25 protein-coding genes are annotated in these 24,387 nt (G+C 70.8%); 16 read left to right on the top strand and 9 right to left on the bottom strand.

Features of this window, described 5'->3' with window-relative positions:
* Positions 1 to 38: 38 nt before the first annotated feature.
* From FOF48_RS37485 to FOF48_RS03420, 12 genes are all read left to right on the top strand, one after another.
* Positions 39 to 1,235: an endonuclease domain-containing protein gene (locus FOF48_RS37485; protein WP_143898680.1), complete on the top strand. Its 1,197-nt coding sequence runs from the start codon at positions 39 to 41 to the stop codon at positions 1,233 to 1,235.
* 1 nt (position 1,236) lies between these two features.
* Positions 1,237 to 2,253, top strand: coding sequence for a hypothetical protein (locus FOF48_RS03465; RefSeq protein WP_143898679.1), 1,017 nt, complete (start codon positions 1,237 to 1,239; stop codon positions 2,251 to 2,253).
* A 23-nt stretch (positions 2,254 to 2,276) separates the two neighbouring features.
* Positions 2,277 to 5,510, top strand: coding sequence for a helicase HerA domain-containing protein (locus FOF48_RS03460; RefSeq protein WP_143898678.1), 3,234 nt, complete (start codon positions 2,277 to 2,279; stop codon positions 5,508 to 5,510).
* Positions 5,511 to 5,706: 196 nt separating this feature from the next.
* Positions 5,707 to 6,213, top strand: a complete 507-nt coding sequence (locus FOF48_RS03455; RefSeq protein WP_143898677.1) for a hypothetical protein — start codon at positions 5,707 to 5,709, stop codon at positions 6,211 to 6,213.
* Positions 6,214 to 6,588: 375 nt separating this feature from the next.
* Complete coding sequence (locus tag FOF48_RS03450) at positions 6,589 to 7,632, top strand: methionine ABC transporter ATP-binding protein (RefSeq protein WP_255441845.1); 1,044 nt, start codon at positions 6,589 to 6,591, stop codon at positions 7,630 to 7,632.
* Positions 7,613 to 8,278, top strand: a complete 666-nt coding sequence (locus FOF48_RS03445) for a methionine ABC transporter permease (protein WP_143898675.1) — start codon at positions 7,613 to 7,615, stop codon at positions 8,276 to 8,278. Before FOF48_RS03450 ends, FOF48_RS03445 begins: the two co-directional genes overlap by 20 nt.
* Before the next feature lie 69 nt (positions 8,279 to 8,347).
* Positions 8,348 to 9,154 (top strand): MetQ/NlpA family ABC transporter substrate-binding protein, encoded by an 807-nt coding sequence (locus FOF48_RS03440; protein WP_143898674.1) that lies wholly within the window; start codon positions 8,348 to 8,350, stop codon positions 9,152 to 9,154.
* Positions 9,155 to 9,163: 9 nt separating this feature from the next.
* Positions 9,164 to 10,180 (top strand): mechanosensitive ion channel family protein, encoded by a 1,017-nt coding sequence (locus FOF48_RS03435; protein WP_143898673.1) that lies wholly within the window; start codon positions 9,164 to 9,166, stop codon positions 10,178 to 10,180.
* A gap of 337 nt (positions 10,181 to 10,517) precedes the next feature.
* Positions 10,518 to 10,676, top strand: coding sequence for a hypothetical protein (locus FOF48_RS36295; RefSeq protein WP_186001747.1), 159 nt, complete (start codon positions 10,518 to 10,520; stop codon positions 10,674 to 10,676).
* Between the two features lie 58 nt (positions 10,677 to 10,734).
* Entirely contained in the window at positions 10,735 to 11,172 is a 438-nt protein-coding gene (locus FOF48_RS03430) for a hypothetical protein (RefSeq protein WP_143898672.1), read from the top strand.
* Between the two features lie 2 nt (positions 11,173 to 11,174).
* Complete coding sequence (locus FOF48_RS03425) at positions 11,175 to 11,999, top strand: aminotransferase class IV (protein ID WP_143898671.1); 825 nt, start codon at positions 11,175 to 11,177, stop codon at positions 11,997 to 11,999.
* Between the two features lie 91 nt (positions 12,000 to 12,090).
* Complete coding sequence (locus FOF48_RS03420) at positions 12,091 to 12,558, top strand: carbonic anhydrase (protein ID WP_143898670.1); 468 nt, start codon at positions 12,091 to 12,093, stop codon at positions 12,556 to 12,558.
* On the opposite strand, the gene FOF48_RS03415 is transcribed toward FOF48_RS03420, so the two are convergent.
* Positions 12,555 to 13,292 (bottom strand): tetratricopeptide repeat protein, encoded by a 738-nt coding sequence (locus tag FOF48_RS03415; protein ID WP_143898669.1) that lies wholly within the window; start codon positions 13,290 to 13,292, stop codon positions 12,555 to 12,557. The two genes, FOF48_RS03420 and FOF48_RS03415, sit on opposite strands and share 4 nt — an antisense overlap.
* A gap of 92 nt (positions 13,293 to 13,384) precedes the next feature.
* On the opposite strand from FOF48_RS03415, the gene FOF48_RS03410 reads away from it, so the two are divergent.
* From FOF48_RS03410 to FOF48_RS03400, 3 genes are all read left to right on the top strand, one after another.
* The gene (locus FOF48_RS03410; protein WP_143898668.1) at positions 13,385 to 14,092 is read left to right on the top strand and encodes a hypothetical protein; all 708 of its coding nucleotides are present in this window, start codon (positions 13,385 to 13,387) and stop codon (positions 14,090 to 14,092) included.
* Positions 14,093 to 14,126: 34 nt separating this feature from the next.
* Complete coding sequence (locus FOF48_RS03405; RefSeq protein WP_143898667.1) at positions 14,127 to 14,954, top strand: alpha/beta hydrolase; 828 nt, start codon at positions 14,127 to 14,129, stop codon at positions 14,952 to 14,954.
* 70 nt (positions 14,955 to 15,024) lie between these two features.
* The gene (locus FOF48_RS03400; protein ID WP_143898665.1) at positions 15,025 to 15,729 is read left to right on the top strand and encodes a VOC family protein; all 705 of its coding nucleotides are present in this window, start codon (positions 15,025 to 15,027) and stop codon (positions 15,727 to 15,729) included.
* Between the two features lie 9 nt (positions 15,730 to 15,738).
* Here FOF48_RS03400 and FOF48_RS03395 read toward each other — a convergent pair whose 3' ends face one another.
* Positions 15,739 to 16,626: an SDR family oxidoreductase gene (locus FOF48_RS03395; RefSeq protein ID WP_143898663.1), complete on the bottom strand. Its 888-nt coding sequence runs from the start codon at positions 16,624 to 16,626 to the stop codon at positions 15,739 to 15,741.
* 70 nt (positions 16,627 to 16,696) lie between these two features.
* On the opposite strand from FOF48_RS03395, the gene FOF48_RS03390 reads away from it, so the two are divergent.
* Positions 16,697 to 17,368: a TetR/AcrR family transcriptional regulator gene (locus tag FOF48_RS03390; RefSeq protein WP_186001746.1), complete on the top strand. Its 672-nt coding sequence runs from the start codon at positions 16,697 to 16,699 to the stop codon at positions 17,366 to 17,368.
* Positions 17,369 to 17,471: 103 nt separating this feature from the next.
* Here the strand turns inward: FOF48_RS03390 and FOF48_RS03385 are convergent, their stop codons facing one another.
* The 7 genes from FOF48_RS03385 to FOF48_RS03355 form a co-directional block, all read right to left on the bottom strand.
* On the bottom strand, positions 17,472 to 18,275 hold the full coding sequence (locus FOF48_RS03385) for a heme ABC transporter ATP-binding protein (protein ID WP_143898659.1): 804 nt from the start codon (positions 18,273 to 18,275) through the stop codon (positions 17,472 to 17,474).
* A complete protein-coding gene (locus FOF48_RS03380; RefSeq protein ID WP_143898657.1) occupies positions 18,272 to 19,357 on the bottom strand; it encodes an iron ABC transporter permease in 1,086 nt (361 codons plus the stop codon). The genes FOF48_RS03385 and FOF48_RS03380 overlap by 4 nt, the downstream gene beginning before the upstream one ends.
* On the bottom strand, positions 19,354 to 20,223 hold the full coding sequence (locus tag FOF48_RS03375) for a hemin ABC transporter substrate-binding protein (protein ID WP_143898655.1): 870 nt from the start codon (positions 20,221 to 20,223) through the stop codon (positions 19,354 to 19,356). Before FOF48_RS03375 ends, FOF48_RS03380 begins: the two co-directional genes overlap by 4 nt.
* On the bottom strand, positions 20,220 to 21,302 hold the full coding sequence (locus tag FOF48_RS03370; RefSeq protein WP_143898653.1) for a hemin-degrading factor: 1,083 nt from the start codon (positions 21,300 to 21,302) through the stop codon (positions 20,220 to 20,222). Before FOF48_RS03370 ends, FOF48_RS03375 begins: the two co-directional genes overlap by 4 nt.
* Positions 21,302 to 21,958 carry an HmuY family protein gene (locus FOF48_RS03365; protein WP_143898651.1) on the bottom strand — a complete coding sequence of 219 codons (657 nt, stop codon included), beginning with the start codon at positions 21,956 to 21,958 and terminating at the stop codon, positions 21,302 to 21,304. The genes FOF48_RS03370 and FOF48_RS03365 overlap by 1 nt, the downstream gene beginning before the upstream one ends.
* Positions 21,959 to 21,989: 31 nt before the next feature.
* Positions 21,990 to 23,993: a TonB-dependent siderophore receptor gene (locus FOF48_RS03360; protein WP_143898649.1), complete on the bottom strand. Its 2,004-nt coding sequence runs from the start codon at positions 23,991 to 23,993 to the stop codon at positions 21,990 to 21,992.
* A 132-nt stretch (positions 23,994 to 24,125) separates the two neighbouring features.
* Complete coding sequence (locus tag FOF48_RS03355) at positions 24,126 to 24,320, bottom strand: hypothetical protein (RefSeq protein ID WP_143898647.1); 195 nt, start codon at positions 24,318 to 24,320, stop codon at positions 24,126 to 24,128.
* Between the last annotated feature and the right edge of the window lie 67 nt (positions 24,321 to 24,387).

Genomic DNA, 24,387 nt, shown 5'->3' with positions numbered 1-24,387 from the left:
AGGGGCGGTGAAGCCATACCACTCCCGGGGGGTAGGGCTTGGCACGGGAGGGAGAGGTCGCGCTGCTGGATGCGTTGGACCGTCAGGCCCGGCGCCGGACGGAAGGCATCGCGACCCTGAGCGTGTTGGAAGGGCCGGTGGAGCCGGGGAGCGCCCTCTGGAACCAGTGGGCCGCGCGGCATGGCCAGACAGTGGTGGAGGTCTCCGGGGAGGATCCGCACACCGCGGCGCTGGGCTGGGCCCAGGCGCTGGCGGCGGCCCGGGACCTGGGAGCGGACGCGGAGGCGCTGGCGACGTTCAGCCTGACGGCGTCGGCCCCTCGGCGCACGCCGACGTTCGCTGGAAAGACAGCCCACGAGAGGCGCGTGCTGCTGGACGCGCTGCCACCTCCCGCGATGTTGCCAGAGGCGACGTGGGCGCTGTGCCGGACGCTTGTCATTGAGCGGGAGGCCACGGCGCCGGGGGCGCTGCCGGAAGCGGTGCGCGCGGCGCTGGCGAAGAACGTGGCCACGGGGCTGAAGGCCTTGCATGCGCTCGTGCCCCCGGGAAACGCGCCGGTGGTGCGAGTGCCCGCGGGGGTGGCGCCGTCGCTCCGGGGGCTCCAGGTGGCGCGCGTGTTGAGCAACGCGGTGCCCGCGCTCGCGGTGGCGTGCGTCGTGTCCACCGAGGCGCTGGAGGCGTTCCTCGCGGGGCCGGAGACGCAGCTGAAGGCGCTGGTACGCGAGGGCCGGCTGGAGGTGCCGGAGGCGGCGTCCGGGGCGCGAGGGGCGGTGGAAGCGCTCCGGAAGCTGGAGCAGGCGGGGGCACCGGAGGCCCAGCGGGCCCGCGCGGCGGAGGTCGCGCTGGCGGTGCTCACGGGCGCGGGGGAGTCCTCCGCGGACCGGGCCCGGAGCAAGGCGGAGGCGTACCTGCGCGACCGGCTGGAGGAGCACGCGACCACGGCGGGCCTCTTCGCGCTGAACGCCCGGCTTGACGCCGGAGACAAGCGCTCCTGGGAGGTGGACCTCCTGAGCCGCGAGCTGCGCATCGCGGTGGAGATCGACGGCTACTTCCACTTCCAGGACCCGGAGCGGTTCCGCCGCGACCGGCGCAAGGACCTGGACCTGCAGCGCGCGGGCTACTGGGTCTACCGGCTGCTCGCGACGGACGTGCTGTCTCGGCTGGAGCACATCCTCCACACCCTCGACACGTTGATTGAAGCCCGCAGGCGAGAGCTTGCCGGAAGGACGCCCTGACATGGATACCGAGACCCCTGACACCCGACTCCAGGGACTGGCCCTGGCCTGGCTCGCGACGCGGACGGAGAAGAGCCCGGGGACGCGCGCCGCGCTGGCGAAGACGCTGCATGCTTTCGTGGAGCACCGCTGGAGCCGTGGTGAGTGGAGCGAGCGGTTCGACTCGCTGCTGGCCGGCTTGCTGGACGGCAAGCTCGTGGAGCCACGAGGCCGCGCGGCCCTGGCGCTGACGGGCCCGGGGCGCCAGCGCGCGCTGAAGTTCCTGCGGGTGGATTCACCCAAGGGGCTGACGTGGAAGCGGGTGAAGCAGCAGCACCTGCTGGCGAAAAGCTTGGGCCTGCCGAACTCCAAGGCGGCGCTGGGACGGCTGGCGGACGCGGACGGCGTGCGGGCGCTGCTGCTCAAGCGGGCGCACCAGGTCCCGGGGCCGGAGACACCGACACTGACGCAGGTCGAGGACCGGCTGCTGTGGCGGGAGCTGGGCGTGGAGACGGAGGAGAAGCTCACCCTCGCCGCGGTGAAGGCACACCTGCTGGGCAAGCTCCTGGGACAGGAGGTCAGCCATCCGAAGCGGGGCCTGGAGCAGCTGGCCGCGCGAGCCGTGGGCGCATCCCGCGTGGATGCGGAGGTGGTGCGGCTGGCGGCCCTGCGCGAGTGGGTGTTGAAGGAAGGAGAGAAGACACCACCGAAGGAGGCCCCAAAGCCCCTGCGCAAGGAGGCTCGGAGCGAATCCCTGCCCACGGATGCGGCGTCCTTCGCCAAGCGCGTCCTGGACGTGGCCCGGACCTCGTCCACGGGCCGGTTCGGCGACAACAAGGTCTTCATCTCCCATGTGTGGAGGGCCTTGCAGCCCGAGTGGGCCAGCCGCGCGGCGTTCGACGCGGCATTGATTGAAGCCAACCGCGCGCATCACCTCTCGTTGGGCCGGGCGGATCTCCTGGCCGTGATGGATCCCCGGGACGTAGCCGAGTCCGAAGTGCGCTCGTACGGCGCCAGCTTCCATTTCGTCGTCCTCTAGCCTGAACCCTCTGGAGCTCCCCCATGGCCAAAGACGCCCGTCTCGAAGCGTTCCTCTCCGAGGGTCACGAGATCTTCAACAGCGTCCAGCAGGGCCAGACCCTGTGGAAGCGTGACCCGTTCGACGTGCCCTCGCTCAACGCTCCGGCGCGCGCGGCGTTCGAGAAGCTCTTGAAGCGCGCGACCCAGCTGCCAGCTCCAGACTCCGGGAAGATCCTCCTCTTGAAGGGAGACTCCGGCAGCGGCAAGACCCACCTGGTGCGGGCCTTCCGCAACAGCGTGCATGAGCAGCACAAGGGCTACGTCGGCTACCTGCCGATGACGGTCGATGTGACGCACTACGACCGCTACATCCTGTCGGAGTTCATCGACTCCCTGGAGAAGCCGTACGACCATGGCCACGTCGAAGAGACGGGCTTGATGCTCCTGTCGAAGGCCGTGCTGGACCGCTGCAAGAACATCTTCGCGGCCCACATCCCGGGAGAGGACGTGCTGGACGACGCGGACCTCCACGGCAACATCCGGGCGGTCGCGGATGATCTGCATTCGGATCCGGACTTCCGGCAGATCGACGTCAACCTCCTGCGCGCGCTGCTCTGCCTCCAGCGCCGCGAAGCCCGCTTCCATCACCGCATCGTCCAGTGGCTGCGCTGCGAGGAGATGTCGCCCGAGGACCGGGCCATCATCGGCAACCTGGTGCCGCGCTCTTCCGACGAGGCCCCCAGCAGGATGCTCATCCAGCTGGGCCTGCTCATGGGCATCTTCGGACAGGCCATGGTCCTCTGTGTCGATCAAGTGGAGGACATGAACGACTTCGAGCAGAAGCCCCAGATGGAGCCTTCATTCCGCCGCGCCATGGGCTGTCTGGTCGCGCTCGCGGGGCAGGTCCCGTCCGCCATCGTGGTGGTGTGTCTCACGGACTTTTGGACCGCCATGCGCACGAAGCTCAATCGCGCGATGACGGACCGCATCGAACGGAATCCCGAGCCGGTGGAGTTGGCGATCAACGTCACCGCGCAGGCCGCGCGGGACATCGCCGCCCGGAGACTGAAGTCCCTGTATGAGCAGAAGGGCATCGCGTTCGACCCCTCGCAGCCCACGTACCCCATCCCGGCCAGCGGCTTTGAGCCGCTCAGCGGCCAGCGGACGCGTGACATCCTGAACGCCTGCCATCGCTACCGCGAGCAGGCCGTCCAGGACGGCAAGCTCCCGGCGGTGTTTCCGCTGCCTGAGAAGGGGCAGCACCCGCCGACGCAACCTCCCCCCGTGCAGCCCCCCGCACCGGTCCTGGACCTGGATCAGGCGTGGACGGACTTCAAGGCCAACTTCAAGAAGCAGGTGCCCAAGCAGGACTCGGAGATCGCCTCGCTTCTGGCCTGGGCCATCGAGGTCAGCGCGGATGAACTGGGGGGAGCCACCCGCTTCAAGGTGAAGGCTCGCGACGAGGAGTCACTCGACGTCACGGTGCAGCCGGGCAACGCGCAGCTCTTCGTCACGCTCTGCAACCACTCCTCGCGTGGCGGGCATCTGGGCCGCCAGATGGCGAACGCCCTGAAGACCGCCGCAGGCAAGCTGCCCGTGCTGGTCCGCACCACCGACTTCCCGAACAGCCTGGGCACGTTGGTGGAGGATCAGACCACCGCCCTGATGCGCAAAGGAGGACGGCGGGCGGTGGTGGGCCCCAGTGACCTGCGTGAGCTGCTCGCGTTGCAGGCGTTCCGCAAGCAGTATGAGGAGCCGGTGTTCCTCGGGTGGAGCCGCGCTTCGCGCCCCGTGACGCGCCTCCAGGGCATCACGGATGTGCTCTCCCTGGAGAAGAACCTTCCCACCGCAGTCCCGGTCACGCCGCCCGCGCCCGTTGTCGCCCCCAAGCCCTCCGACGCGAACGAGCCCGTCCTTTCCGACGGGGACACGGAGTGGAAGGTCTCTCCTGCGAGCTCCATCCTGCCGCCCAAGCCCGCGCAGTCGGGACCGGTCACGTCCAAGCCGAAGACGGTGGAAGCGCCCAAGGGACAGATGCGTCTGGGCGTGTCCGAAGGCGTCTTCTCCAACACCGTCTACGTGAATCCAGACGAACTGACGAAGCACAGCGCGTTCCTCGGCGGTCCAGGCAGTGGCAAGACGACCCTGGCGCTGAACCTCATCGAGCAGCTGGTGATTCAAGGCATCCCCGCGCTGCTCGTCGACCGCAAGGGCGACCTCGCCGCGTACGCGCGGGAAGAGGCCTGGGAGGAGGAGCTGGACGACCCGGTGATGGTGGAGCGCCGGCGGCTGCTGCGGGAGCGCGTGGACGTGGCGCTCTTCACACCGGGCCGTTCGGACGGACGGACGCTCGCGCTTCCGGTGGTGCCCGGGGGGCTCGACAAGCTTCCTCCGGAGGAGCGCGATCAGGTCATCCAGCAGGCGGCGGACGCCATCGCCAGCATGATGGAGTACAAGAACAGCCCCCGGGACCGGGCCTCAAAGGCGCTGCTGGCACAGGCACTGCGGCTGTTGGTGCAGCGGCCCTCCGGGAAGGAAATCACCCTGGACCTCATCCAGCGCTTCGTCGCGGGCCAGGACATCACGCTCGTTCAGGAGGCCCATGGGTTGGATGACAAGGTCTTCACCAAGCTGGCCCAGGATCTCGCGACGCTGCGGCTCAATGCCCAGGCCCTGCTCTCCCCCCAGGGAGAGAAGCTCGACATGAGCGAACTGCTGGGCCAAGGCGCCTCGCGAGTGCCAGGCAAGACCCGTCTGACGATCATCAGCACCAAGTTCCTCGGTGGATTGCAGGGCTCGCTCTTCTGGGTGTCGCAGCTCCTGGTGGAAGCGAACCGCTGGGCCAGTCAGCACCCGTCGCCGAAGCTCCAGGCGGTGCTGCTCTTCGATGAAGCGGACATCTACCTGCCAGCGATGAGCAGTCCTTCGACGAAGCAGCCCATGGAGAACCTGCTCCGGCGCGCACGCTCCGCGGGCATCGGGGTGATGCTCGCGACGCAGAGCCCGGGTGACCTCGACTACAAGTGCCGCGACAACGTGCGCACCTGGTTCGCGGGGCGTGTGAAGGAAGAAGTCGCCCTCAAGAAGCTCAAGCCGATGTTCGCCGATGCGCGGGTGGATGCGTCCGTGCGGCTGCCGCCCCAGAAGATGGGCCAGTTCCACGTCCTGCGCGAAGGGCAGGTGGAGCAGCTCAAGGCGGACCGGAACATCATCAAGACAGAGCAACTGGCCGAGGACGAAATCCTCCAGCTCGCGCACCGCCCCCTCGTGCAATAGCCCCCATCGTCACGTCCACCTGTTGCTCCCAGTGTCACAAGAAAACACGGATTGTGACATCGCGGGTTACTTCTGGTGAAGGGCGGCCTCGTGACGCCAGGCGCGGCGCTGATGGCATGCACCGTGCACAACGCGTGCGCCAACTCCCGGCCTGCCTTGTGAGCAGGGTTTGGCCGTTCACCTGAAGGAAATACAAATGAAGAAGTCTCTTGGAATCTTCGCGGGCGCCTGTCTCGCCCTGGGCTTCGCCGCGACCGTTCACGCCAATATCAGCGGAGCGCAGCCTGGAGCCGCGACTGGGGTTGTCACCATCTACGGCGGTGGAACGGGCACCAATCCCAACCCGGAGTTCTCCGGCAACTGTAGGGCCTACCTTCAGCTGTGGGACGCCGTAGTGACCACCCAGTCGCTGCCTCACAACTGGATGACCGTCGCCGCGGCCACTCCCGCCGAATGCATGAGGCTCGTCAACCTCTACGTCAATGACCCCAACACCAACTGGTTGGTCAACACGAACCTGCGCGTCTGCGAATGCGCATCGCCCAGCATGGGGCGGGTCCTCCAACTCGGCGCCAGCACTGTCAACTGGACACAGGAGCAGGAGAGCTCCCTCAACGCCGAGCTGAGCGAGCTGAAGGAGGAGTACCACATCAATGAGTACCACGAGCGAGTCCAGCAGCTCGTGGAGGCGCGCATCCAGTAGCCCGCTGCTCCCGCGGTCCCGTTCCTTGCGGGCCTCCCAGTGTGTTGCTGGGAGGTCCCATACGCGGGGCCGGTGGGGCTCCGCGGCAACCCCCGCCCGGCCGCCTGCCTCCACTCCTCCCCCATGGCGTCGTCGAGCCCTTCGTCTCACGCGAATCTGGCCCACGCTTGACGGCGGAAAATCATCCGTGTTACCGCACTGAACCATCATGAAGCCCGGTTTCGCCCGCGATTGGTGTCGGTGTTGTTGAGCGCGCTCGCGTTCACCTGACCCCATTCACGGCATTCGTGGTCGCCCCCGATGCGGCGACTCGAGCCCCGAAACCCGAGTTCGTGCATGTCCGTTCCAGGTCGTTCTCTTGGTGCATCGCACCCCGTGCTCCGTGTCCAGGGGCTGGGCTGCACCTACACGTCGGACCGCCAGCGCGTTGTCGCGCTGCGCGACGTGAGCTTCGAGCTTCGACAGGCGGAGCGGCTGGCCATCGTCGGAGAGAGCGGCGCGGGCAAGTCGACGCTGCTGCGCTGCTTGAACCTGTTGGTGCGGCCCACGCACGGCTCGGTCGAGGTCGATGGGCAGGTGTTGACCTCGCTCGGCCACAAGGAGCTCACGCTCGCCCGTCACCACATCGGGATGATCTTCCAGCACTTCGCGCTGCTCCACCGCCGCACCATCCGGGAGAACGTCGCGCTGCCGCTCGAGCTCGCGGGGGTCCCGCGCGCGAAGATCTCCCAGCGCGTCGACTCGCTCCTGGAGCGCGTGCGGCTCCTCGACAAGGCCGACGCGTATCCCGCGCAGCTCTCCGGGGGGCAGCGACAGCGCGTCGGCATCGCCCGGGCGCTCGCGCACTCCCCACGCGTGCTCCTGTGCGATGAGCCGACGTCCGCGCTCGACGCGGAGACCGCGCGGCACGTCGTGGCGCTGCTGGACGAGCTGTCGAAGGAGCTGAACCTCACCCTCGTCTTCGTCACCCATCAGCTCGAGCTGGTGCGCGCGCTGGCGGATGTCGTCGCCGTCCTCGACGGCGGCGCACTGAGCGAGCTCACGCCCATCACCCAGTTCCTCGCGCAGCCCCGCTCCGCGGCCGGCCGGCGCCTGTTGACTCCGGAGGCCCAGATGAAGCTCCCCCATCACCTCGTGGATGAGGCCCGCCGACATGCCGGCGTGGGGCCGTCGACGCTGCTGACCTTCGCCATCTCGTCGACCGACGCGACCAGCACCATCTTCCAGATGCTCTTCCGCTACCCGCAACTGCACGTCGACGTCGTCGGCGCCAACATCGAGTCCACGCGAGGCCACTCGACGGGCTCGCTCTCGCTGCTGGTCCACGGCGCGCCCGCGGTCATCCAGGAAGCCATCGCCGCGTTCGAACAGCAGACCATCCCTGTCGAGGTCGTCGGCCATGTCCGCTCCGCTGCGTGAAGCCCTGGTGTCAGCGCTGCTCGAGACGCTCTTCATGGTGGGAGCGTCGTCGACGATCGCCGTGGCCATGGGGCTCCCGCTGGGGCTCTTGCTGCTCGTCACCGGACCGGGCCATCTGGCCCCCCACGGGGCGGCGCACCGGGCCCTGGGCCTCGTCGTCAACGCCACGCGCTCGGTGCCTTTCATCATCCTGCTGGTGTCGGTGATCCCGCTGACGCGGTGGCTTGTGGGCACCAGCATCGGCACCACCGCCGCCATCGTGCCGCTCGCCCTCGCCGCCGCGCCCTTCGTCGCGCGCCTCTACGAAGAGGCGCTGCGTCAGGTCGATCCGGCGGCCATCGAAGCGGCGCGGTCGTTCGGCGCGAGCCGCTGGCAGATCGTCACGCGCGTCCTGTTACCGGAGGCCGTGCCCGGACTGGTGACGGCCACCACGGTGATGGTGGTGAGCCTCGTGGGCTCGTCGGCCATGGCGGGCGCGGTGGGGGGCGGAGGCCTGGGGGACCTCGGAATCCGCTACGGCTACCAGCGCTTCCAGCCCGTGGTGATGGCGGTCGTCGTGCTCGTGCTCATGCTGCTGGTGAACGCCATTCAGTGGGTCGGAGACCGGCTCGCCCATCGCGCCGCCAGGGGCGCACGCACGCCCTGACGGCGGAACACCTTGTCTTTTCCACCCTCACCGACTCTCACGGCGGTCCGCGCAAGGAGCCCGTCTTCCATGATGAAGCAAATGGCGTCTGTCATGCTGTTCTCCGTAGGGCTCTTGCTGACCGTGGCGCTCACGTCGAACGGCTGCACGAAAGAAACCGAGAAACCGCTGCGTGTCGGCGTCACCTCCGGCCCCCACGCGCAGATCATGGAGGTCGTCGCCGCCGAAGCGCTGAAGCGTGGCGTGCGCGTGAAGGTCGTGGAGTTCTCCGACTACGTTCAGCCGAACGCGGCGCTCGCGGATGGCAGCCTCGACGCCAACAGCTTCCAACACCTCCCGTACCTGGAGCAGCAGCAGAAGGACCGTGGGTATCGGTTCGACGTCGTGGGGACCACGGTCACGTTCCCCATCGCGGCGTACAGCTCTCGCCATTCGAGCCTCGACGCACTGCCCAAGGGCGCGGTCCTGGCGATCCCGAACGACCCGACCAACGGCGCGCGCGCGCTCAAGCTGCTGGAGGACGCGGGGCTCCTCCGCCTGCGCAAGGTCCAGGATGCCAACGTGACGCCGCTCGACGTGGAATGGACGCGCGGCGAATACCAGCTCAGGGAGCTTGACGCGGCCCAGCTCGCCCGGGCGCTCGGCGACGTCGACCTGGCCATCATCAACACCAACTACGCGCTCGAGGCGGGGCTCGATCCCTTCAAGGGCCTGCTGCGCGAATCACCCCGGTCCCCGTACGCCAACATCATCGCCGTGCGGGCGGGCGAGGCGGGGCGACCCGACGTGAAGGTGCTCGTGGAGACCTACCACTCGCCCGAGGTGCGGGCCTTCATCGAGCGGACGTTCAAGGGCGCCCTCGTGGCGTCCTGGTGACGCGCCGTCATGGTGCTCGGCCCCTCGCTGCTCGACAGGATCCTGGAGTTCACGCGCTGGCACATCCTCCTCGTCATCACCGCGCTCTCGCTCGTGGCGTGGCTCGTGAGCGTGGTCCAGCGGCGGCGGTGGAATCCGTCGCGGCGGCGCCTGATGGCGTCGCAGCTCCATGCCCTGAGAAACGCGCTGGGGCTGTCCGTCATGCTCTGGCTCGCCAGTCGGGCGCTGGTGTGGAGCGATGCCGCGGAGTGGCTGGTCATCGGCGCGGGCTTCATCGCCGTCGTGGGATGGATGAACATGCTCCTGCGGGTCGCGCGCGTCTTCGTCTTCCAGTGGCTGTTCGCGCACAGCGAGCGCGAAGGCGTGCCGGTGCTCCTGGTCGACATCGCGACCCTGGTGGCCGCGGCGGTGCTCTTCGGCGCGCTCCTGCACGCCGTCTTCCTCATCGAGGTCGCGTCCCTGCTCGCGACCTCGGCAGTGGTGTCCGTGGTGCTGGGCCTCGCGCTGCAAGACACGCTGGGGCAGCTCTTCGCGGGCATCTCGCTTCAGCTCGACCGCCCGTTCCGGCTGGGCGACTGGATCGAGGTGCGCACGGGCACGGAGCGCATCAGTGGTCAGGTGCTCGAAGTCTCGTGGCGCGCCTCGCTGCTGCTCGCGGTCAGTGAAGAGCTCATCACCATCCCGAACAAGACGATGGCGCAAGGACTCGTGCTGAACTTCTCGGGTCGAGAGCGCCCCTTCGTGCGCGGGCACGTCTTCCGCGTGCCGCTCGACGCGGACCTCGCGCTCGTGAAGAAGCTCCTCACGCAGGCCGCGCTGGAGACGAAGGGGGTGGTCCCCGAACCCGCGCCCGTCCCCTTGATCATCGAGACGACGGAGTCCTGGACCACCCTCAAGATGATCAACTTCGTCACCGACTACGGAAGCCAGTACACCATCGGTGACGCCTACCAGACGCGGGCGCTCGAGCTGCTCGCGGAGCACGGCATCGGCCTCGCGGCCCCGCGCATCCAACTGGTGCGTTGACCGCGCGGGCAGCGGCTGTGCACGCACCATCCGAGGACGCTGTGCCGGCCATATCCCAATCCGCCGAGGCGTGACTGAGCCCACCGAATCGAACGACGGAGGAGCAGCGCTTGCAGGCCATTCCCAACTGGGCGTCTCTCGAGCCCCCTGCCCCAGGTCGCCTTGACGGCGAGCGCGTCACGCGACCTGGTCAATCAAGTGCAAGGCGCGGAGGCCCCCATGGCCATCGTCCGAGCTGCTGCGCTTCACCGTCGTGGGGCGCACCCTCAAGCCTGTCTTTCGCCAGGAGTGCAGGGAGGGAGGCCCCCTGAAGAAGCACACCGTCCAGGCGCAGCCCGTGCTCCTCACCCAGAGTGAGGCCGACCTCGTGAAGCCGGGCATGCAACTCCAGGCGCGGGTCCACTCGAACAAGCCGGCGGACTCGGTGCTGGTGAACCTCTGGAAGAGGCAGGGGAAGAAAGAAGCGCTGGTGATCGACGGCATCCGACCGCGGTGAGCGCCGGGCCTCCTGGGCCCGTTCGGGATTCAGCCACCGTGGCTTAGACTGGGGGCTCATGTTCTCGCAGTCCGCGCCTCACGCATGGCTCTGGTTCCCCATCGTCCTCATCCCGGGGATGTTCATGCTCATCTCCTTCTTCCTCTCCTGGTTGGGAGGCTGGAGGGGGCTTGCCCAGCTCTACCGCCTGGACCGGGGCGGGGGCTTTCCTTGCAAGCACCTGGTCTCCGGCGACATGGGCTGGGTGGAATACCGGGGCTGCCTCACCGTGGGCGGCGATGAGCGGGGGCTCTACCTCGCGACGCTGCTCCCCTTCCGCCTCGGGCACCCGCCCCTGTGCATTCCCTGGTCGGACATCCGCGACCGGCGCCGCAAGCGGAGCTTCTTCACGAGCTGGGACACCTTCGAGTTGGGACCCGACCGCGTGAAGCTCCGCGTCCAGAGCTCGGCCACGGCGCCGCTCGACTGCTATCTGCCAGAAGTCTCCTCGGGCTGATCATGCACGCCACCGTCTCCGTCGATGGCGTCGTCCAGCGATGGGAGGACCTGCGCCTCCACGACTTCGCGCAGGGCTTCTTCTTCGGCGCGGGATTCTTCACCACGTTCCGAATCGACGCCGGACAGCCGTGGTTTCTCGCTCGGCACCTCACCCGGCTGCGCGCGAGCCTCGACGCGTTCTCATCCGCCGTGCGCGCCCCCCCTCCTCCGCTCCTCCACGACAGCGCCGTGCGGGACGCCCTGCGCCGCTGCCTGGAGGCGGATGCCTCGCTGGGTCCCCGGTTCACGGGTGTGGGCAAGCTCGCGGTCAGCGACGGCCATGTGCTCTGCACCTTCCGAGCCCTGCCTCCGGACCTGGAGGCGCTGCACCGTGAAGGCCGAGCGCTCGACAGCGTGGAGTCAGGGGCCTACCGGCGCGCGGAGCGCACGGTGAATCACAAGGGACTCGCGTACTTCCGCCAGCACTCGCTCCTACCGCGTCTGCCCCTGCTCACCAACGAGGCCGACGAGGTCTGCGAGCTGCCCACCGCCAACCTCTTCGTGCAGCTCGACGGCGCGCTCGTCACCCCACCCCTCTCCGCACCGTGCCTTCCAGGCATCGCGCGCGCGGTCCTCCTGGATGAGGGCTCCGTGGACGGGCTTCCCGTGGTGGAACGCGCGCTGCCGCTCGCGGACCTCTCCCGGGCGCAGGCGTGTTTCTACAGCAACGCGGTGACCCTGACCGTGGGCGTGCCCCAGCTCCTGGGCCAGGACCTCCCTGGCAGCCTGCGCCTCGCGGAACGGGCACGCGCCCTCCTCGGAGCCCGGGCCGGTCGCGAAGGCTGAGCATGCGCCTCCCGGGGGCGACACACGGCTGACACCCGGGATAGGCGCGATGGCGCTTTCGCGGAGGCGGGAAGCCGTTAACCTGGGGGGCATGTCCGTTCCCGCCCCCTACGTCTCCCGCGTCCCCTTCGAGTCGGTCCACCCGAAGGCCCTGGCCGTGTACTGCTCGGACGGGCGCTTCACCGAGGCCGTGGAGGACCTGGCCCACCACCTGGGCCATCCTCGCATCGACACGCTCACCCTCCCCGGCGGCCCGGCGCTCCTCAACCGCTGGGCGTCGGACTACCTGGAGAGCGAGGGCATCACCCGCGCCGCGCGCTTCCTCATCGAAGGCCACCACATCGAGGACGTGCTGCTGCTGGCCCACGCCACCTGTGGCTATTACAACGCCAAGCACGGCGCGCTGGGCCCCGCCATCGCCCTGGAGCAGCAGCTGAAGGACCTCCACTTCGGCGCGAAGGAGCTCCAGAACGCGTACCCCCACCTGCGCATCCACCTCTTCTACGCGCACCCCAAGGGCACCACCGTCGAGTTCGAGCCCATTCCTCGCGAAGGCTAACGCGCACCGCCTCCGCGCGACGCTGCCTCCCGCAGCCCCTGACGGAGCGCGTCCAGCAACGACGGCGGATCCCCCACGCGGAAGGCCGCGAGCCCCGCGTCGAAGTCCCCGCGCGCCTCCGCGAGCCCCCCTCGCTGGAGGCGCAGCATGCCCCGCTCGTACAGCAATTCGGGGTCCACGGCCTCGCCGGACTGGGCTTCGAGCGCGGTGGTGAGGTCGCGCTCCGCGTCCTCCGGCCGTCCTGCCCGGACGCGGACCCCGGCTCGCTGCTGGAGGAGCCACGGATTGCCCCGGTCCTCCGCGAGGGCCGCCGTCCAGTCGGACTCGGCCTCCTCCCACCGGCCCAGCGCCCCGAGCGACTGCGCGCGCTTCATGTGCAGCACCAGCGCCTTGCGGAAGCCCGCGGCCTCCACCTGCGTGAAGCCCTCCACCGCCTCCGCGTGCCGCCCCAGCCGCGCCAGCGCGAGCGCCCGGTGGTAGCGCGTGGCCACGTGCCCCGGCGCCAGCTCGAGCACGCGGTCGAACCAGGGCAGCGCCTCCGCGGGCTGGCCGCCCCATACGCCCAGCGTGAGCCCCACCTCCACGAGCACCCGCACCTGCGCCGGGTGGGCTTCCGCCAGCTTCCTCGCCAGCGCGAGCGCCGACGCGTAGCGGCCGCCCCGGCGGAGGCGGTCCACCTCGCGGAGGGGTTCGGACAGCTCCGGGGGCCACGCCTGACGTCCGTTGCGTTCCATGCGGTGGGGGCCTCCCCGGCGATTTCGCAGGCGGGTCCCAGGGGTGTCAAGGCGACTTGACCCGCGAGCCCGGTCGCGCGAAGAGCGCTGGCATGAAGCCCTGGGAAACAGTGGAGCGCGCGCAGGTGCCGGAGGTGGGAGAGGTCGTCCTCGCCCGGCGGGATGACGAATACGTGCTGCGCGTGCGCGGCCAGACGCTGATGTCCAGCCGCCAGCATGGCTCCGAGTTCGCCATGGCCGACGCGGGCTGCTCGCACCTCACGGAGGGAGCGCCCGCCCGGGTGCTCGTGGGCGGCCTGGGCTTCGGCTTCACGGCGCGCGCGGTGCTGGACCGGCTGGGCCCGGGCGCCCGGGTCGTGGTGTCGGAGCTGCTGCCCGTGGTGGTGGCGTGGAACCGGGGCGTGCTCGCGCCCCTGGCCCAAGCTCCGCTGGAGGACCCGCGCGTCACGGTGGTGGAGGGCGACGTGGGCCGGCTGATGCGCAGGCAGCAGGGCGCCTTCGACGCCATCCTGCTCGACGTGGACAACGGCCCCTCCGCGCTCACGCACCCCGACAACGAGAGCCTCTACGACCTCACCGGTGTGTCGCACGCCTTCAACGCGCTGCGCTCCAACGGGACGCTGGTGGTGTGGAGCGCCGGGCCCTCCCCCACGTACGTGCGGCGGCTGGAGGAGGTGGGCTTCAGCGTCCAGCTCCTGCACCCCAACGCGCACGGCACCAAGGGCCCCAAGCACACGCTCTTCGTCGCCCGTCGCGTGCCCAAGTCCTCCGCTTCCCGCGGCCCGTCGTCGCGGCGCTGAACATCCAACGCAGTGTTCCTGGAGGTACGGGGTGATGAAGAGTTTGCGTGGGTTCGTGCTCGCCGTGGTGCTGGTGAGCAGCGTGGGACAGGCCACCGAGGCGGAGCCGATGCCGCCCCATGTGACGTTCACCCTCAAGTCCGAGCTCTTGAAGGAGCAGCGGCGCATCAACGTCTACCTGCCGCCGGGGTACGCCGAGGCGAAGAACACGCGCTACCCCGTGCTCTACATGCCCGACGGCGGCGAGCAGGAGGACTTCCCGCACGTCGCCACCACCATCGACACGGCCATCCGCGCCGGCGAGATGCGGCCGCTCATCCTGGTGGGCATCGAGAACACCGAACGGCGCCGCGACATGACCGGCCCCACGCAGGTCGACAGTGACCGGGAGATCGCTCCGCGCGTGGGAGGCTCGAGGGCGTTCCGCAACTTCATCGGCGACGAGCTGATGCCCCAGGTGCGCCGCCGCTACCGCGTCACGCAGGAGACGGCCATCATCGGCGAGTCGCTGGCGGGGCTCTTCGTCGTGGAGTCGTTCTTCCTCCAGCCGGGGCTGTTCGGCACCTTCATCGCGCTGAGCCCCAGCCTCTGGTGGAACCAGGAGGAGCTGGTGCGTTCGGCCGGCGCTCGGCTCAGGAGCCGTCCCACGCCGAAGGGCACGCTCTTCCTCGCGTCCGCGGGCGACGACGTCGGGCCGGAGGTCGGGCGCCTGGCCGAAGCGCTCCAGGCGAACGCACCCACCGGAGTCCGGTGGAAGTACGAGCCCCGGCCGGAGCTGCTCCACGGCAACATCTACCGCTCGATGGAGGCGAAGGTGCTGCGCGAGGCCTTCGCGCCCGAGGCCGCGAAGACGGCCCCCTAGCCTCCTGGATGGTCCCGGCACCGGGAAACCCGGTAGAACACCCTCTCCCCAACTTTCGTGGAGGTGTTCAATGGGTCTACCCGATGGTGTCCATCACCTGGCGCTCGCGACGAAGGACATGAAGGCGCAGCTCGCGTTCTTCACCCAGGTCGTCGGCATGGAGCTGGAGGCGCTGTACTGGATGCACGGCGTGGAGAACACCGTGCACGCCTTCCTGCGGCTGGGGGACACCTGCTCCCTGAGCTTCGTGCAGGCGCCGGACATGGCGGGCATCGAGCCGGTGATTGGCGTCTCGCACCCGGGCTTCAGCGCCGGCTCGGTGGCGCCGGGCGCGATGCAGCACCTGGCGCTGAGCGTCCCCAGCGAGGTGGAGCTGCTGGCGCTGCGCGACCGGCTGCGCTCGCACGGGTACTGGGTCGCGGGGCCGGTCAATCACAACATGTGCAAGTCGATGTATGTCCAGGCGCCGGAAGGGCTCATCCTGGAGTTCGCGACGGCGGAGGGCGCCATCGACGTGGCGCAGTGGATCGACCCGGCCGTGGTGGCCTTCTGTGGCATCAGCGCGGCGGAGCTGGAGTCCTTCGTCAGCCCGCCGCCCTTCACGTCCCAGGGCGGCAAGGTGCCGCAGCCGGCGCCCACCACGCGCCCCAACTTCGTCTTCACCGGCGAGTGGGCTCCGCGCGGCGAGGCCTTCTTCCAGCTCACCGACGCGCAGATCGCCGCCGCGCTGGACTCGCCCACGCCGCCGGTGCCGAGGAACCCTCCGGCGCCCTGAAGCCCTCCGCTACGGCGCGAGCCTCGCGGCGCCCCCGCCCGCTGACGCCTCGGGGGGCCGCATCATCCCGCCGGCCACCCGCAGGTTCAGCCAACGCGGCGTGAAGCGCGTGAGGTTGGCCTGGAGCCAGTTGCGCCACCCCGGCACCACCGACGCGCGGCCCTGGTCCAGGGCCTTGAGGCCGCGCAGCACCACCTCCTCCGCCGTCGCCATGGGGCCCACGGCGGCCTGCTTCGTGCCCACCACGTCGAAGAAGGCCGTCCGCACGGGCCCCGGGCACAGGGCGAGCACCCGCACGCCCCGCTCGCGCGTCTCCTCCGACAGCGCCTCCGAGAAGGACAGCACGAACGCCTTGCTGGCCCCGTAGACGGCCATGTACGGCACCGGCTGGAAGCCCGCGGTGGAGGCCACGTTGAGGATGCCCCCCACGCCGCGCGCGAGCATGTCCGGCAGGAACAGGTGGCTGGTGTCCACCAGCGACGTGACGTTGAGCATCACCTGCTCGTGCTGCCGGGCGAAGGGCGCCGCGTCGAAGGCCCCGTGCGTGCCGAAGCCCGCGTTGTTCACGAGCAGATCCACGCGCAGCCCCTTCTGCTGGCAGCGCGCGTGCAGCTCGCGGCCCGCGCCCTCGCGGCCCAGGTCCAGCGCGATGACCTCCGCCTGGATGCCGTGCGCCTTCACCAGCTCCGCCGCCAACGCGCGCATCCGCTCCTCCGAGCGCGCCACCAGGATGAGGTCCATGCCCCGCGCCGCCAGCTCGCGGGCGAACACCTCCCCCAGGCCAGACGACGCGCCCGTCACGAGCGCGCGGTGGCCCGCGTAGGGGAAGGCTCCACCCCGAAGGGCGGGAGAGGAGACAGGGGGACGGCCAGCAGCCGGAGACGAAGTCGTTTGCATGGGGTTAGAATGTGAGCCAGCGCTCACGTTCACAACTCGCGTGGTGCTCACATTCCGTCCTGGAGGCCGCATGCCCCGCCGTCCCCCGCCGTCCCGTCGCAGGGCGCCCCGCCAGGAGCGGGCGCAGGCCACCTGCGACGCCATCCTCACCGCGACCGCTCGCGTTCTGCTCAGGGACGGCTACGAGGCCGCGAGCACCAACCGCATCGCCCAGGAGGCGGGCGTGAGCGTGGGCTCGCTCTACCAGTACTTCCCGAGCAAGGAGGGGCTGGTGACGGCGCTGATGGAGCAGCACCGCGCGCGGGGGCTGGCGGACTTCGAGGCCGGGCTGGTGCCGCTGGCCGGGCAACCGCTCCCGGTGGCGATGCGGGCCCTCATCCGGCAGGTGCTCGCGGTGAAGCGGGAGAACCCGCGCCTGCATCAGGTGTTGCATGAGCTGATGCCGCGCATGCGCCAGTGGGGGCTGTCGGACGCGTATTCACAGCGCCTGTTCCGGCTGGTGCGGGCCTTCCTCGCGCCGCGCTTCGAGGACCTGCGCCCCCGGAACCTGGACATGGCGGTCTTCATCCTGGTGAACGCGGTGGAGGCGCTCTGCCACTCGGCGGTGACGGACCGGCCGGACTACCTGGAGGACGAGGCGTTCGTGGAGGAGATCGCCGCGCTCGCGCTCGGCTACCTGCGCCCGGAGCCGGCCCTGGCACGCCCCCGGCGCGCGACCCGCGAGCGCGCGGCCCGGATGTGAAGGCCGCCACGCGCGACGCCCTTCCGCGAGGAGGGTCCGACGCGTGGCCTTGGAGGGGCGTTCGCACGCGTGGACCCCCTCCTCGCGGGAGGAAGCGGCTGCGTCAGGGAGGCGCCAGCGCGCGGCCCATGGGAATCACCAGCGGGCCGGGCAGGTCCGGGCGGACCAGCACCTCCACCTGCAATCCAAAGGTGTTCGCGATGAGGCCGGGCGTGAGCACGCTCGACGGGGCGCCCGTCTCCACGCACCGGCCCTGGGCCAGCACGGCGATCCGGTCCGCGTACCGCGCGGCCAGGTTCAGGTCATGCAAGACGGCGAGCACCGCGCCGCCCTCGCGGGAGAAGGCCCGGGCGCGCTCCAGCACCAAATGCTGGTGGGAGAGGTCCAGGCTCGCCGTCGGCTCATCCAGCAACAGGTAGCGGTGGCCGTGCGCGGGCGGCGTCCACAGCTGGGCCAGCACCCGCGCCAGCTGCACCCGCTGCCGCTCACCTCCCGACAGCGTGGGGTACGCGCGGGAGGCCAGGTGCTGCGTGTCGGTGGCGTCCAGCGCGGCGCGGGCGATGTCCAGGTCGGACTGCGCGCCACCCCGCCGGGCGTGGGGGCTGCGGCCCAGCAGCGCGACCTCCAGGGCCGTGAAGCCGAAGCCCAGGGAGGACTCCTGCGGCAGCACGCCCAACCGCTGCGCGCGCTCCACGAAGGGCCACTGGTGCAGCGCGCGGCCCTCCAGGGACACCTCACCGGTCTTGCAGCGCAGCTCGCCCGACAGCGCCGCGAGCAGGGAGGACTTGCCCGCGCCATTGGGGCCCACGACGGCCAGCACCTCGCCGGGCCGCAGCTCCAGTGACAGCGGGCCCGCCACCCGGCCCCGGCCGCGCCACACCTCGATGTCGCGCGCCTCCAGGCTCATGCGGCCCCCTTGCGCGCCAGGAGCGCGATGAAGGCCGGGACGCCCAGCACGGACGTGAGGGCGCCCACGGGCAGCTCCGACGGGGACGCCAGCGTGCGCGCGAGCAGGTCCGACGCGAGCAGCAGCGACGCCCCCGACAGCGCGGACGCGGCCAGCAAGCGCCGGTGGTCCGGCCCCAGCGCGATGCGCAGCAGGGCGGGCACCAACAACCCCACGAACCCGATGATGCCGCAGAAGGCCACCGCCGAGCCCACGCCCAGCGCCGCGGCGAGGATGAGCCGGCGCTTGAGCCGCTCCACGTCCACGCCCAGGTGCCACGCCTCGCGCTCCCCCAGGAGCATCAGGTTGAGCGCGCGCGACTCACGCAGCAACAACCCCAGCGTCGCCAGCAGCGGCACCGACGCGGCGCCCACCGCCTCCCACGACGCCCCGCCCAGGCTGCCCAGGCTCCAGAACGTGATGGTGCGCAGCTGCGCGTCCGAGGCCGCGTGCGTGAGCAGCCCCATGCCCGCGAACGCGCCCGCGCTCACCGCCACGCCCGCCAGCAGCACGCGCGGCGTGTCCGTGCGGCCGCCGCCCGACCCCAGCCGCAGGGCGAGCAGCGTCGCGGCCAGCGCGCCCAGGAAGGCCGCGCCCGGCACCACCAGCATCCGGAAGCCGCCCACGTGCGCGGCCAGCGCCACGTCCATCACGATGGCCAGCACCGCGCCCAGCGCCGCCCCGCTGGAGGTGCCCAGCAGGCCCGGCTCCACCAGCGGATTGCGGAAGAGGGCCTGGAGCGCGGCGCCCGTCGTCGCGAGCACCGCGCCCACCAACACCCCCAGCACCACGCGCGGCAGGCGCAGGGTGAGGAGCACCGCGCGCTGCATCGGCTCCAACCGGTGGGAGGCCTCTCCCAACCCCAGCGACTCCCACACACTGCCCAGGATGGCGGACGGAGGCACAGGCACCGTGCCCACCGCCAGCGACGCGAGCGCGATGAGCGCCAGCAGCAGCCCCAGCGTCACCCAGGGGCCCGCGCCCGGAAGCCGCGAGGGCACCGGGTGCGTGGCGGGCGCGGACATGGCCTCCGACGCGCTCATTTGCCGCCGCCCTTCGCCACCGCCGGGGCCACCGCGTCCTGCACCCGGACCACGGCCTTCCCCAGGCCGGGCCCCAGCCCCATGAAGTCCACGTCCTCCACCGTGACGAGCTTCCAGCCCTTCACCTGCGACAGCCCGGGCAGCTTCGCCAGCCCCTCCTCGCCCCCCACCGTCGTCACCGAGCCCGCCGGCAGCAGCACGAAGTCCGGCGCCGCCGCCACCACGGCCTCCGCGCCGAGCGGCTTGTAGCCCTGCAGGTCCCCCGCCGCGTTCACCGCGCCCGTCAGGCGGATGAGCGTGTCCGCCACCGAGCCCGCGCCCGCCACCATCATCGTGCCCGCGCCCCGCGAATAGATGGCGAGGACGCGCGGCGGCTTCGTGCCCTTCACCTGGGCCGCGCGGCCGGACGCCCGCGCCAGGTCCGCGTCCAGCTTCGCCACCAGCGCCTTGCCCTGCTCCGGGATGCCCAGCCGCTCCGCGATCGTCTGGATGCGCGAGCGCGCGGACTCCACCGTGGGCTCGTTGGTGAACGTCTCCACCTTCATGCCCGCCTGCTTGAGCTGCTCCAGCACCCCGGGGGGCCCGGCCTCCGCCGAGCCCAGCAGCATGACCGCGCCCAGCGACAACACCCCTTCGGCGGACAGCGCGCGCTGGTAGCCCACCGAGCGCAGCTTGGAGGCCTCCGGCAGCGCCGTGCTGGAGTCGTCCACGCCCACCACGCGGTCGCCCGCGCCCAGCGCGAACACCGTCTGCGTGACGGCCGGCCCGATGGTGACGAGCTTCGGCGCGGGCGCGGGCGGCGCCGCGTGCGCGGACACGGCGAAGAGGGCCGCGAGCAGCCCCGCCTTCCAGGCCCCGCGCCTCATGACGCCACCTCCACCGCGGGCAGCGCCCGGCTCAGCTCCTCCATCAGCGCCCGCCACGCGGGGGACTCCAACTCGCCCGGCTTCCGCTTGCCGAACAGCAGCGCGATGTTCTCCCCCGCCGCGTCGAACAGCTCCAGGGATGTCACGTCGCCGTCGCGCGTGGGCTTGCGCACCACCCACGCGGTGTGGACGTGGTCGGTCCGCAGGTGGAGGTTGAAGCCCGGGTCCAACACGTTCATCCACGGGCCCATGGGCCGCACCGTGCGCACCGGGCCGGTGTGGATTTGAATCGCCCCGGGATTGCCCACGAACACCATGATGGGCATCGCGGAGGAAGCGGCGCGCTCCAGCGTCCAGGCCAGCGCGTCCGGCGCCACCGGCGTCGCGAACTCCTTGCCCGCCAGCCGCAGGGCCTGCGTGCGCGCCACCTTGAAGCGCATCAGCAGCGAGAAGAACTCGTGCGTGTCCTGGAGCGCCCGCCAGCCCTCCACCAGCCCCGGCGCGTCGATCTCCGAGTCCGGGCGCGGCGCCGCGGGCGGCGTCACCGGCACCACCTCCAGCGCGTGGCGCTGGTCCTCGTGCTGGAGCTCCCGCACCAGCGCCTCGAAGGCGGCGACGTTCGCGTCGTCCTGGAGGTAGATTTTATGCACCGCCGTGCCCGCCGCGTCGAAGACGTGGAAGCTGCGGCGCACCACACCGGAGACGTCCTCGCGCAGCGCGAAGACGAAGCACCAGCGCGACAGGAACAGGCGCAGGTCGATGTCCTCGTCCAGCACCAGCGCCCGCGCCCCGCTCAGCTCCACGTTGCGGTAGACGCCCTTCTTCTCATGCACGGCGGACGCGTTGCGCGTGAGCGCCATCACCCGGCCCAGCGACTCCAGGCGGGGCAGCAGCACGTCGAAGCGCGGCTCCAGCCGCACCAGCTCTCCCGTCACGCCGGTGACGAGCAGCTCCGCCTCGCTCACGCCCAGCTGCTCCGCCGCGTCGCGGATGCGCATGCGCGGCTGGGCTTCACGCAGGGCCAGCCAGCGCTCCTTCAGCGCGGCATTGGGGCTCACGACCTCTTGCGAGCGGTCCATCACGGCTGCCCCCCGGCCGGCGCGGCCACCTTCGCCCAGAGCAGCTTCAGCATCGCGGGCGTCCCCACGGCGTCGTAGTAGGACTGCAGCTCCACCTTGAAGTACGTCCCCTGGTCGGAGCGGACGACGTAGATTTGCGGGCGCGGCGTGAGCGTGTGGAACTTGAGGTCGTAGACGTACCAGCCGTCCCCCACGTTGAAGACGGTGTCCGGGCTGTCGCCGGGGTCATCGCCATCTGGCGCGTCCGTCAGGTAGCCGGACGCCGGCGCCTGGGTGAGCGCCGCGAACGTCGTGCCCTGCACGATGGCCACCTGCACGCCGCCCGTGCCGCTGACGCCGCCGCGCGACTTCACGGTGTAGCGCTGGAAGGCCAGGTCCCACAGCGCGTCGTCCGCCGCGCTCACCTGCTTGCCTGTATCCAGATCCATCCCCACCCACGCCGCCGTGTCGGTCGCGTCGACGACGGTGGTGAAGGAGCCGTCGCCGTTGTCCTGGTGCTTCAGGTTCGCGCCGTCCTGCGGCGTGACGATGGGGTCCGGATCCTGGGGCCCGGGCTTGGGTTGGAGGTCATCACCGCACGCGGTGCTCAGCCCCGCGAGGAGCAGCGCCGCGCAGGCCCGGCTCAGCAGGCGGGAACGGAAGGGTTGGAGAGACATGCGGACTCCTTCAGGGTGCATGGGAGGTGCTTCAGAACCGGGTGGAGACACCGGCTTGGAGGGTGCGGGGAGGAATGGGCAGATCGTTCGGATTGCCCGCACCGGTGAGGTTGCTGCCCACAACGAAAAGCTGGAGCCCGCCCGCCGGCAGCTGCCAGGCGACTCGGGCGTCCAGGGAGACGGTGGGGCTGGCACGGTAGGAATCCGCCACACCGTCTCCGTTGGTATCGGGATAGAAAGGACGCTCGCCCGTGAGCGCGCCGCGCACGTTGGCCTCCAGGCCCCACTGCCGGTGGCGCCACGTGGCCTGCGCGGTGAGCCGGTGGCGCGCCTGCCCTTCCAAGGCGCGGTCCAGCTCCTGGTCGGTGCCGTCGGTGAGCGTGTAGCCCAGCTCCAGCTGGATGCGGCCGGGCAGCGATTGGCGCAGCCCCAGCTCGGCGCCGCGCACGCGCGCCCGCGCGATGTTGATGTACGAGTAGCGCAGGAAGTCGCCCTCGGACTGGAGCGACGCGGCGATCATGTCGCGCAGCCCATGCTGGAACGCGCCCACCCAGACCATGGAGTCGCGCGTGGGCCGCGCCTCCAGGTTGATGCTGACGCTGCGCGAGCGCTCCGGCTTCAGGTCCGGGTTGCCGCGCACGGTGTAGCCCACGGAGGGGTTCTCGAAGTCGATGAGCAGGTCCTGGAAGCTGGGCGCGCGGTAGCCCCAGCCGTAGCTGCCTCGCACCGTGAGCCACGACGTGGGGTCCGCCTTCAGCGCCACGCGGGGCGTGGCCGCGAGCCCGAACTGCGAGTCCACGTCCAGCCGTCCGCCGGACACCAGCACCAGCCCCACCCCTTCCGCCAGCGTCCAGCTGTCCTGCGCGTACACGGAGCCACGTCCGCGACGCCCGCGCCCGCCCTCCAACCGGTCCGAGCGCAGCCACTCCCCCAGGTATTCGGTGCCCGCCACCAGCGCGTGTCCGCCGCCGGGCCGCGCCTCCACCTGCGCGCCCACCCGGGCCTGCTGGTCGCGGGTGTCCTCCACGGTGTCCAGCGCGGAGGCGTTGCGCTGGTCGCGCAGGTAGCGCCGCTCGTAGTGCCCGTAGGACACGTCCGCGCGCAGCGTCGCCGCGCTCGACAGCCGCCACGACGGCGACAGGCGCGAGGCGAAGGTGTTGTCGCGGGTCGCGCGGTCGAACACCGCGTTCCCGGCGCCCAGGTCCACGCCGCGCTGGATGCGGTGGGAGAAGGACGCGGTGCCCTCCAGCGAGAGCGTCTCCGAGCCGCGCCAGTCGCCGCGCGCGGACACGTCATAGCCGTCCAGGCTGCTGCCCGTGGTGCCGATGTCCGAGGGGTCCAGGTCATACGACGCGCGGCGCTGGAGCCCCGCGCTCAGGCGCAGGCCCCAGGCATCGCCGCGCGTCTCGCCGGTGGCGTCCAGGTCCAGGCGCTGGAGCGTGCCGTAGGCGGCGCGCAGGTCCGCGCCCAGGGTGCGCTGCGCGCGCCGGGTGATGAAGTTCACCACGCCCGCGACCGCGTCGCTCCCGTACAGCACGGACGACGGGCCCTTCACGATCTCGACCTGTTCGATGTCCTCCAGCGACAGGCGCGACAGGTCCACGCTGCCGTCCACCTTGCCGGTGACGCGCTCGCCGTCCACCAGCACCAGCACGTACTCCGGCGCCAGCCCCTGCACCGACAGCGTGGCGCCCGCGAAGCCCTGCTGCACCACCAGGCCCGGGCGCGTGGCCAGCAGCTCCGACGCGTCACGCGCCCCGCTGGCGATGATCTCCGAGCGGGTGATGACCTCCGTCGCCACCGGCGTCTCGCGCAGACGCTCCTGCGTGCGCGAGCCCGTCACCACCGTCTGGAGCGCGGGGAGGTCGTCCGGGGGAAGCGAGGCGGTGGCGTCCACCGCGGACCGAGGCTCCACCGCCGGAGCCTCGGACGCGGCTTGCGCCACGCCGCCGTCCTCGGACGGTGCGTCCTCCGCCCGGGCCACGCCGGACAGGGCACTCCACAACAGCGCGCACAGCCACCAACGCCCGGACATCCCAGGTCCTCCCGGCACGGAGCCGGGGGCCTCCGCGGAAGGGAAGCCTGTCGGGCGCTGGGCTCAAGGGCCTCGGGCCTCAGGAAACGCACCACTGCGGGCCCCTTCCGGGACCCGGTCCTTCAAGGCACTTCAGCCACGCTCACCCCGGGGCGCGGGGCCCCGCCGGGACTCCGCCGGAGACGAGGACTCCAGGGGCACCACCTGTGTCCGGTGACAGCGCCGGCACTTCAGCTCCACGCCGCCCGGCACCAGCCGCGCCAACAGGCTGCCGCACATGCAGCGCAGCTCCTCGGAACCACCCTGCGCTCCGCATCCCTCGTGCATCGCGGCTCCCTGCGTTCGATGGGAAGGACGATATTGATACTGACTATCAAAGTCAAAAGACTTGCAG

It is taken from the genome of Corallococcus sp. Z5C101001, assembly GCF_007352635.1.
Lineage (GTDB): Bacteria > Myxococcota > Myxococcia > Myxococcales > Myxococcaceae > Corallococcus > Corallococcus silvisoli.
This window is presented reverse-complemented; position numbering and strand designations above follow the sequence as displayed.